This is a genomic window from Cupriavidus basilensis (genome assembly GCF_029335485.1).
GTDB classification, from domain to species: Bacteria; Pseudomonadota; Gammaproteobacteria; order Burkholderiales; family Burkholderiaceae; genus Cupriavidus; species Cupriavidus basilensis_E.
In genome coordinates this window covers 1-8,335 of the sequence record NZ_JARJLM010000583.1, presented here as the reverse complement: position 1 = coordinate 8,335, position 8,335 = coordinate 1, and the positions used below count along the sequence as shown (strand labels likewise).

At 69.5% G+C, this 8,335-nt stretch carries 10 protein-coding genes; 2 read left to right on the top strand and 8 right to left on the bottom strand.

Annotated elements, in window-relative coordinates; translation table 11 throughout:
• Nucleotides 1-601 (top strand): tetratricopeptide repeat protein (locus P3W85_RS36530; RefSeq protein ID WP_276268361.1); only part of this gene is annotated, 601 nt, incomplete at its 5' end.
• A gap of 117 nt (nt 602-718) precedes the next feature.
• Here P3W85_RS36530 and P3W85_RS36525 read toward each other — a convergent pair.
• Both P3W85_RS36525 and P3W85_RS36520 read right to left on the bottom strand, forming a co-directional pair.
• A complete protein-coding gene (locus P3W85_RS36525) occupies nt 719-913 on the bottom strand; it encodes a DUF1059 domain-containing protein (RefSeq protein ID WP_017226121.1) in 195 nt (64 codons plus the stop codon).
• Nucleotides 914-1,129: 216 nt separating this feature from the next.
• Nucleotides 1,130-2,071, bottom strand: coding sequence for a 2-hydroxyacid dehydrogenase (locus P3W85_RS36520; protein WP_276268360.1), 942 nt, complete (start codon nt 2,069-2,071; stop codon nt 1,130-1,132).
• 350 nt (nt 2,072-2,421) lie between these two features.
• Here P3W85_RS36520 and P3W85_RS36515 point away from each other — a divergent pair, with 350 nt between their 5' ends.
• Entirely contained in the window at nt 2,422-2,961 is a 540-nt protein-coding gene (locus P3W85_RS36515) for a nucleoside 2-deoxyribosyltransferase (RefSeq protein WP_276268359.1), read from the top strand.
• Nucleotides 2,962-3,001: 40 nt separating this feature from the next.
• Here P3W85_RS36515 and P3W85_RS36510 read toward each other — a convergent pair whose 3' ends face one another.
• From P3W85_RS36510 to P3W85_RS36485, 6 genes are all read right to left on the bottom strand, one after another.
• Nucleotides 3,002-3,664: a PqiC family protein gene (locus tag P3W85_RS36510; protein WP_430869688.1), complete on the bottom strand. Its 663-nt coding sequence runs from the start codon at nt 3,662-3,664 to the stop codon at nt 3,002-3,004.
• Nucleotides 3,664-5,307, bottom strand: a complete 1,644-nt coding sequence (locus P3W85_RS36505) for an intermembrane transport protein PqiB (protein WP_276268357.1) — start codon at nt 5,305-5,307, stop codon at nt 3,664-3,666. The genes P3W85_RS36510 and P3W85_RS36505 overlap by 1 nt, the downstream gene beginning before the upstream one ends.
• Entirely contained in the window at nt 5,294-6,040 is a 747-nt protein-coding gene (locus P3W85_RS36500; RefSeq protein WP_276268356.1) for a paraquat-inducible protein A, read from the bottom strand. Before P3W85_RS36500 ends, P3W85_RS36505 begins: the two co-directional genes overlap by 14 nt.
• Nucleotides 6,037-6,699 carry a paraquat-inducible protein A gene (locus tag P3W85_RS36495; protein ID WP_276268355.1) on the bottom strand — a complete coding sequence of 221 codons (663 nt, stop codon included), beginning with the start codon at nt 6,697-6,699 and terminating at the stop codon, nt 6,037-6,039. Before P3W85_RS36495 ends, P3W85_RS36500 begins: the two co-directional genes overlap by 4 nt.
• Nucleotides 6,696-7,820: an AI-2E family transporter gene (locus P3W85_RS36490; RefSeq protein ID WP_276268354.1), complete on the bottom strand. Its 1,125-nt coding sequence runs from the start codon at nt 7,818-7,820 to the stop codon at nt 6,696-6,698. The genes P3W85_RS36495 and P3W85_RS36490 overlap by 4 nt, the downstream gene beginning before the upstream one ends.
• A gap of 349 nt (nt 7,821-8,169) precedes the next feature.
• The coding region (locus tag P3W85_RS36485) for a CBS domain-containing protein (protein ID WP_276268362.1) at nt 8,170-8,335 on the bottom strand (166 nt) is incomplete at its 5' end.

Here is an 8,335-nt window from a genome sequence, read left to right as displayed (position 1 = left end):
CGCGCTGCGCGCGGCGGCACAGGGCGGTGAAGCCGCGGCGCAGGCCGCGCTGGGCGAGGCCCTGTGGCCGAGCGCGGATGCGGCGCTGCGCGCGGAGGGCGCCGGCTGGTTGCGCAAGGCCGCGGCGGCGGGGGATGCGCGCGCGCATTTCCTGCTGGGCAAGGCCGCTTTCCAGGGCGGCGTGGGCAGTGCAGGCGCACCCGACGCCGAAGCCGCCTGGCGCCATCTCACGCTTGCCGCCGAGGCTGGCAACACCGGCGCCGCGTATTACCTCGGCTTGCTGTACCGCGGTGGCTATGGCCGCGCACCCGATCCGGCGGCTGCCGCGCGCTGGTTCGGGGTGGCCGCCGAGGCTGGCGTGCCGCAGGCCATGTTCATGCTGGCCAATGCCTACCGCGAAGGCGCCGGCGTGCCACGTGACGAAGGGCGCGCCGTGGCCTGGTACGAGGAAGCGGCCGAACGCGAGCATCCGGAGTCGATCCAGGCGCTGGCGATGGCGTATCGCTATGGGGAATTGGGGTTGAAGCGGGATGAAGGGAGTTTCCGGGCGCATCTCGCGGAGACCGCGCACGCGCTGAAGCATCCCGCGCTGAGTCCCTGAGCCGGCAGCCGTCCCGTCCGGGGCGGTTGGCCGATATCGCGCGCTCTGGAAGCGGGCAAGGCGATGCCGGCGGTTGCCGGCATCGTTCAAGTCTCCCTGCCGGGCTGGTCCGCTCGCTCACGCAGGCGGCGGGGCGTCCTTGAAGGCGCCCTTGAGCATCTGGCGCAGCTCGGGACTGTCCTGATGCTTGTGCACCAGCACCGCATGCTGGACCGCGACCTCGATCAGCTCGTCTTCGCTGTCGGCGCTGATGGCCACACTGCACTTCGACTCGCTCGGAAATTCGCGGCAATCGATATATTTGCGTCCCATGCTTGCCTCCTGACGCGTAAGGTTTTTCAGGCAGGGTGCCACTTGCACCCCGGGCAGGCGCTTTCCCCATGCGGCGCCCGTGCGCGGCGATGTCCTCCGTCATCGGGGATCGGGATGAACGGCGCCGCCACGGTGGCGGGCGCCTGATCCAGTATAGGGCGCGCCTGAGTCCGCCGGCGTGCCGGAATCCACGGCGCTCGCCGGCTGTCGGCCGCATCAGGCCACTGGCGTGATCACCTTGCCGGTGCAGAGGAAGGCATCCAGGTTGTCGAACACCAGCCCGGCCATGGCCGCGCGGGTTTCATGCGTGCCGCTGGCCATGTGCGGCGCAAGGACGACATTGTCCAGCGCGAACAATGCCTCCGGCACCTGCGGCTCGGCGCGGAACACATCCAGCCCGGCGCCGCCCAGGCGGCCTTCGCGCAATGCCGCCACCAGCGCGGCCTCGTCCACCACGCTGCCGCGCGAGACATTGACCAGGATGCCCCGTGGGCCCAGCGCCTCGATGATGGCGGCAGAGACCAGCCCCTCGGTCTCGGGGCCGCCCACGCAGGTCACGGCCAGGAAATCGGCCCAGCCGGCCAGCGCCTTCAGGTCCGGCTCGTGGCGCCACGGCGCGGCTTCGCGCGGGCGGCGGTTATGGTAGGCGATCTCCATGCCGAAGCCGGTGGCGCGCTGCGCCACTTTCTCGCCGATGCGGCCAAGGCCCAGGATGCCCAGCTTCTTGCCGGACACGCGCGTGGTCAGCGGAAAGCTGTCCTTGCCCCATTCGCCGGCGCGCACGAAACGGTCGCCATGGGCGATGCCGCGCGCGGCGTCGAGCAGCAGGCCGAATGCGAGGTCGGCCACGCAGTCGTTGAGCACGTCGGGGGTGTTGCTGACCTGGATGCCGCGCGCACCGGCCGCGTCCAGCGCGATCGAGTCATAGCCCACCCCGAAGCTGACAACCGCTTCGAGCTTCGGCATTGCCGCGATGGCCTCGGCCGTGATGCCGTGGCGGGCGGACGTCACCACCACGCGGGCCTGCTGCGCATGCTCGCGCAGCCACGCCAGCCGGTCGGCCTGCTCCCACAGCGGAACGGCCTGGTACTGCTCCCGCAGGCGGGAATTGATCTGCGGCGCGAGGGGGCCGATCTGGACGAGCGAGACTTGGGACATGGAAGCGGCGAAGGAAAGAGTGTGGGGGAAAACGCGCGCAACGGAGCGGGGCCGGCCAGCCGCTACCGGTTCTTGCGCGGGACGGCGTTCAACGAGAGGGCAATCATAGCGCTTGCGCCGGGGCGTTGCAGCGCCTCCCGTGGACAGCGCGGGGCAGGCGGGCCGCCGATAAAACAACCCGGCCGCAGTCGGGCCCGTCTTCCGGATGGCCCTCGCGCGCAGAGGGGCGATCTGGCCAGGAGCCAGGGAAAGCGAAAGCAGCGGATTTGTCCAGCGCCCAATCCGTCGTCTTGGCTTCAAACAGATCGGCTATCCTCAACCACGCCAACGTCCGTTCCAAGATACCGAACATGAAAACCATCTACCTGGCCGGCTTCGACGTATTTCGCAAGGATGCCATCGCCCACGGCGAAACACTGAAGGCCCTCTGCGCCCGGCACGGCTTCCACGGCCTCTATCCCCTCGACAAAGCCGCCCCGGCCGGCCTGCCGGGCCCCGATACCGCCCGCTGGATCTACGAAGCCAATCTCAACCTGCTGCGCCGCGCCGACATGGTCATGGCCAACCTCGACGATTTCCGCGGGCCCGGCGAGCCGGATTCGGGGACGGCCTTCGAAGTGGGATTCGCGATTGCGCTGCAAAAGCCCGTGTGGGGCTATTCCAGCGATCCCGGCACCTTGCTGGAGCGCGTCGCGGTGGCGCAGGGGGCAAACGGCGAAGCGCTCGATGCGCGCGGCTTCGTGGTGGAGGACTTCGGCCTGGGCAAGAACCTGATGCTGGCCTGTTCGGTAAAGCTGGTGGAGGGCGGCGCGCAGGCGTGCCTGGCGGCGATGGCGGAGGCCGAGCGGCGGCGCAGTTGCCGGGGCGCCTGCGCGCCGGCGGAGGATTGATGGCGGTGAGGGCGGGGCAAAGGCTCCGCTGCATTGCGTCTCAGCGGCGCAGCCCTTCCACCCCGGCCGCGATGTCGGCCGCCGCGCTTGCCACGATCTGGCGGTAGGCCGCCACCACGCCGTCGATGGCGCCCGGCGCGGGCAGTTCGGATTGCGTGCGGCCGGCGCTGACCTTGCCGTCGGGCAGGCGGCGCACGGTCCAGTTGATGACGGCGCCGGCGCGTTGGCCAACGTCGGCGTCGAGCCGGACCACCTCGGTGGTGATGCGGTACACGGGTTCCACGCCGGACAAGCCTTGCTGGTAGGTATCGACCGCGCCCAGCCTGGCCTGCAGTTGCTGGGAGAGTGCGTCGCGCAGCTCGTCCGGCAGGGGCGCGGACCAGCGCGCCAGGTCGATCAGCTTGAGTTCGCCGCTGTCCTTGCCGTCGCGCACCACCAGTTGCGGCCGGTTGAGGCGTTCGGGCACGCGCACCGGTGCCACCTCGATCCATAGCGGCTGCGCCTGCGGCGGACGGGCGGGAGCCGCGGCCTGGCCCGCCGCGGTATCGGGGCCTTGCGCCAGCGTGTAGTAACGCGGATCGGGCGAGGCGCAGCCGGCCAGCAGGACGGCCAGGAGCACGGCCGGCAGGGCCGCGGGCCGCGCCCGGCTGGCCAGGCGCGCCAGCGGGCGCGCGGAGGAAGGCGAAGGGATCTGGCGGTTCATCATTGTTTCTCCGTCTTGCCGCGCACCAGCGCTTCGGGATGGCGTTCGAGGTAGTCGGTCAGCGTGCGCAGCGATACCGCGGTGCGCGTGAGTTCCTGCATCATGCGGCGCGTGTCCTGCTGCAGCGGCGCATCCGAGGCGAGCGTGCCGTTGGCGGCATTCAGCGTCTTGCGCGCATCCTGCAGCGCCGCCGTCACCTGCGGCGCCACGTCGCCGTTGAGCTGGCTGACCAGCTTGTCGGCGCTGCTCATCATGGTGTTGAGCGTTGCCATCGAGGTGCGCAGGTCCTGGCCGATCTGCTCGAACGGCACCTTGTCGATCTTGCTGACAATCTCGCCGAGCTTGGCCTGGAGTTCATCAAAGGCCGCGGGCGTGGTCGCCAGCTCCGGAATCGGGCCCTCCGGGTTGACCTTGGCCGGCGGCGCCTTGGGGAAGAAATCGAGCGCCACATAGAGCTGGCCGGTCAGCAGGTTGCCGGTGCGCAGCTGGGCGCGCATGCCGCGCTTGATCAGGGTCTGCACGATACCGCGAGCGCGGTTGGCGTCCTCCAGGTCACGCTGGCGGAAGCCCATGCGCGAGGGATACAGTTCCACCACCACCGGCAGACGGAACGCTTTCTTTTCGCTCAGGTATTCGATGCCGATCGATCTGACCTGGCCCACCACCACGCCGCGGAAATCCACCGGCGCGCCGGGCGAGAGCCCACGCACCGACTGGTCGAAGTTGAGCACGGCCAGCGAGGGTGCCAGTTCCTCGGGTTCCTTCATCGCCTCGGTCTGGTCGCTGGCCAGCAGGAACTGGGTGTTCTCGTTAGCCGCGGCGCTCGCCTTGGAATCGTCGGGCGCCTGGAAGGCGACGCCACCCAGCAGCACCGTCACCAGCGACTGGGTATTGAGCTTGAAGCCGCCGGCGTCGAGCTTGATGTCCACGCCGCTGGCATGCCAGAAGCGGGTGTCGGGGGTGACCAGCCCGTCGTAGGGCTTGTTGACGAACACGCGCAGCGAGAGATCGCGCCCGTTCGGCTCCAGCTGGTAGGCCACCACCCGGCCGACCTGCACGCGGCGGTAGTACACCGGAGAGCCGATGTCGAGCGAGCCGAGATCGGCGGCGCGCAGCAAGAACTGCTTGCCGGACGCATCGGTGGTGACCGCCGGCGGTGCTTCGAGGCCGGTGAAGTTGCGCACGCGCTCGTCCGACTTGCCGGCGTCAACGCCGATATAGGCGCCGGACAGCAGCGTTTCCAGGCCGGAGATGCCGCTGGTGGCAAAGCGCGGGCGTACCACCCAGAAGCGCGTGTCCTTGGCCGAGAAGCTGGCCGCGTCCTGGGTCAGGTCGATTTTTGCGATCACGTGCGAACGGTCGGGCGCGAGGCGCACGGACTTGACCAGGCCGATGTCCACGTCCTTGTAGCGCACCGCTGTCTTGCCCGGTGTAAGGCCCTCGGCGGTGCGGAAGGACACCGTGATCTCGGGGCCGCGCTCGGTGAGCGTGCGGATCAGCAGCGACAGGCCGACCACCGCCGCCACGATCGGGATCAGCCACACCAGGGAGGGCAGCCAGCTCGCGCGCCGGCGCCGCTCCGGCGCGGGCGGCAGCGAGGACGGCGGCGGGGACGAGGGGGGGGACTGATCAAGGTCGGGCATCTTTTGCATCCAGCGAATCCCACAACAGGCGCGGGTCGAAACTTAATGAAGCCATCATGGTGAGCACCACCACGGAAGCAAAAGCCATGGCCCCGGCACCGGGGATGATGGTGGCGAGCGCGCCGGCCCGTACCAGCGAAGCCAGCAGCGCGACCACGAAAATATCGAGCATCGACCAGCGGCCGATCACTTCCACCAGTCCATACAGCCGGGTTTGCTGGCGTATCCGCCAGCGTGAGCGGAAGTGCACGGAGAGCAGCAGCAGCGTGAGGATCATCATCTTCAGCAGCGGCACCACGATGCTGGCGACCAGCACCACGATGGCGAGCAGGTTGGAGCCCGAGAGCCACAGGTAGATCACGCCCGACAGGATGGTGTCGCGCTGCGTGCCCAGGATGGACTGGGTCACCATCACCGGCAGCAGGTTGGCGGGGATATACAGGATGTAGGCCGCCAGCAGGAAGGCCCAGGTGCGGGTCAGGCTGTGCGGCTTGCGGTGGTGCAGCGTGGCGCCGCAGCGCGGGCAGGGCTCGCCCTCCAGCGCGCGCGGGCTGAGCGCGTCGCAGGCATGGCAGGACAGCAGCCCCATCGAGGTGGCGGTGGGTACCTGCGGCAGCGGCACGCGCTCGTCGTCGTCGGTCAGCTCCGCCACGACTTCGGAGGCCAGCCGGCGCGAGCGCGCCAGCGCGGAGGCGGCCTGCTTCGCGGTGGGCCTGGGCGCGGGCGTGCTCATCGGGGCGGCTCCTTTTCCAGGTACTGCCAGAGGTCGCGCGGGTCGAAGGACAGCATCGCGGCCAGCACCACCACCAGCGCGCCGAACGACCACAGCGCGATGCCCGGCAGCACCTGGGCCATGGTCGAGAGCTTGACCAGCGTGACCAGCACGCCGATCATGAAAACCTCGATCATGCCCCACGGCCGGGTCTGCCGGATGCCGCGCACGATGCGCTCGAAGCCCGGCGGCATGCGGCGCCGGGCCATCGGCACCAGCAGGTAAAGCATCATCAGCATCTCGCACAGGGGAAAGAGGATGGTGGTGCCGAACACCAGCATGGCCACCAGCGCCATGTGGTCGGCGTTGAGCGCCTGCACGGCGCCCCACAGCGTGGTCTCGGTGCGCACGCCCTTGAGATCCATCTCGACGATGGGATAGGCGTTGGACACCAGGAACAGGATCAGCGCGGTCACCACCAGCGGCAGCAGGCGGGTGTAGGCCCGCGTGCTCTCGCGGTAGAGCTGGCCCCCGCAGCGCAGGCACAGGGCGCGCTCGCCGTCGGCCAGTTCCGTGCGCTGGTAGACCGCATCGCAGTATTCGCAGGCCACCAGCCGGCTGAGTTCGGCGGGCGGGGCGGGCTCTGCCCGGAGCGGCTCGGGACGGCTGGCTTCGCTCATGCCTGGCCGGAACCCGCGACGTCCTCGGGGGTGGTGATGGGCCTGCCCTGGGCCAGCTCGCGAGGCGGATCGGAGGGATGCTGCGAGCCGATGGTCCAGTCGCGCAGCAGGGCATAGGCCACCGCCAGCAGCGTGGGGCCGATGAACACGCCGAGGAAGCCGAAGGCCAGCGCGCCGCCGAACACGCCCAGCATCACCCAGATCAGCGGCATGTCGGTGCCCTTGCTGATCAGCAGGGGCTTGATGACGTTGTCGGCCATGCTGACCACGCCTACGCCCCACACCACCATGAAGATGGCCCAGCCGAGCGAGCCGGTGTGGTACAGCCACAGTGCGGCGGGAATCCATACCAGCGGCGGTCCCACCGGGATCACGGACAGGAAGAAGGTGACAAAGCCGAGGATGGCGGCCCCGGGCACGCCGGCGATCCAGAACCCGAGGCCGGCCAGCACGGCCTGCACGAATGCCGTGCCGAGCACGCCGTAGACCACGCCTTTGACGGTATTGCCGGCCAGCGCCAGCAGGTGGTCGGCGCGCTCGCCGGCAATGCGGCGCATGCCGGCACGCAGCCAGGCCACCGCGAATTCGCCGCCGGTATAGAAGAAGAACGCCAGCACGATCGACAGCGCCAGCTGGCCCAGCCCGGCGCCGATCGACAGTCCGGCGCCCAGCACCACATGGCCCACCGGCGCGATCAGCTTGCGCAGGTTGGCCACCATCTCCGAGTCGGCATGGATGACCTTGTCCCAGGAGCTTTGCAGGTAGGCGCCCGCATAGGGCAGGGTGCCCACCCAATCAGGCAGCTGCGGGGCGCCATGCTCGACGAAGCGGTCGACCAGGCCGGACAATTCGTCGATATGGGCGGAGATGCTGGTGCCGGCATAGACGAAGGGTCCCAGCACGGTCACCGCCGCCAGCAGCACGCAGATCATGGCGGCCAGGCTGCGCCGGTTGCCCAGCCAGCGCGCCAGCAGCGTATAGGGGTACCAGGAGCTGAAGGCCAGGATGGCGGCCCACAGCAGCGCGGTGGTGAAGGGTGCGAGAACCAGCAGCGAACCGCCGATCAGGACGATCAGCGCGAAGATGGCAGCGAGTTTTTCAATCAGTTGGCCGGAATTCATCGGGCGCATCTCCTAGACTGCCGCTGTGACATGAACGGCGACAATATATAGGAAAACGCGAGGGGTGCCGGACGCGGGCGGCCGCGGCGATGGACAAAATGCTGCACTGCGGCCCCCCGAGGGGGCCTGGCCGGACAGCGAGCCGTCCCCGAACGCCTCCGGATGCCATGGCTCGGTGACATCTCCCGGCAGCGCGAGAAAGCGGTCCAGTGCCGGCCGGTGCCCGCGGGCACGGTGGCGCACAGATCCGCCGCCGGCCCTGGCTCGTCCAGGGCGACGAAGGCCATATCGTCGCGCAGGGCGCCCGGCAGCGTGCGCTGCAGCGCACTGACGCCCGCGCCGGCCAGGCTCAGCTTGCAGGCTGGGCCGTCGCCCCGGCCTGCACCGGCGGACCTTGCTGCAACAGTGCGGCGATCAGGTCGGACTGCGTGACGATGCCCAGCAGCCGGTGCTGCGCATCCACCACCGGCATCTGGTGCAGGCCGCGGTCGGAGATGGCGCGGGCCAGTTCCACC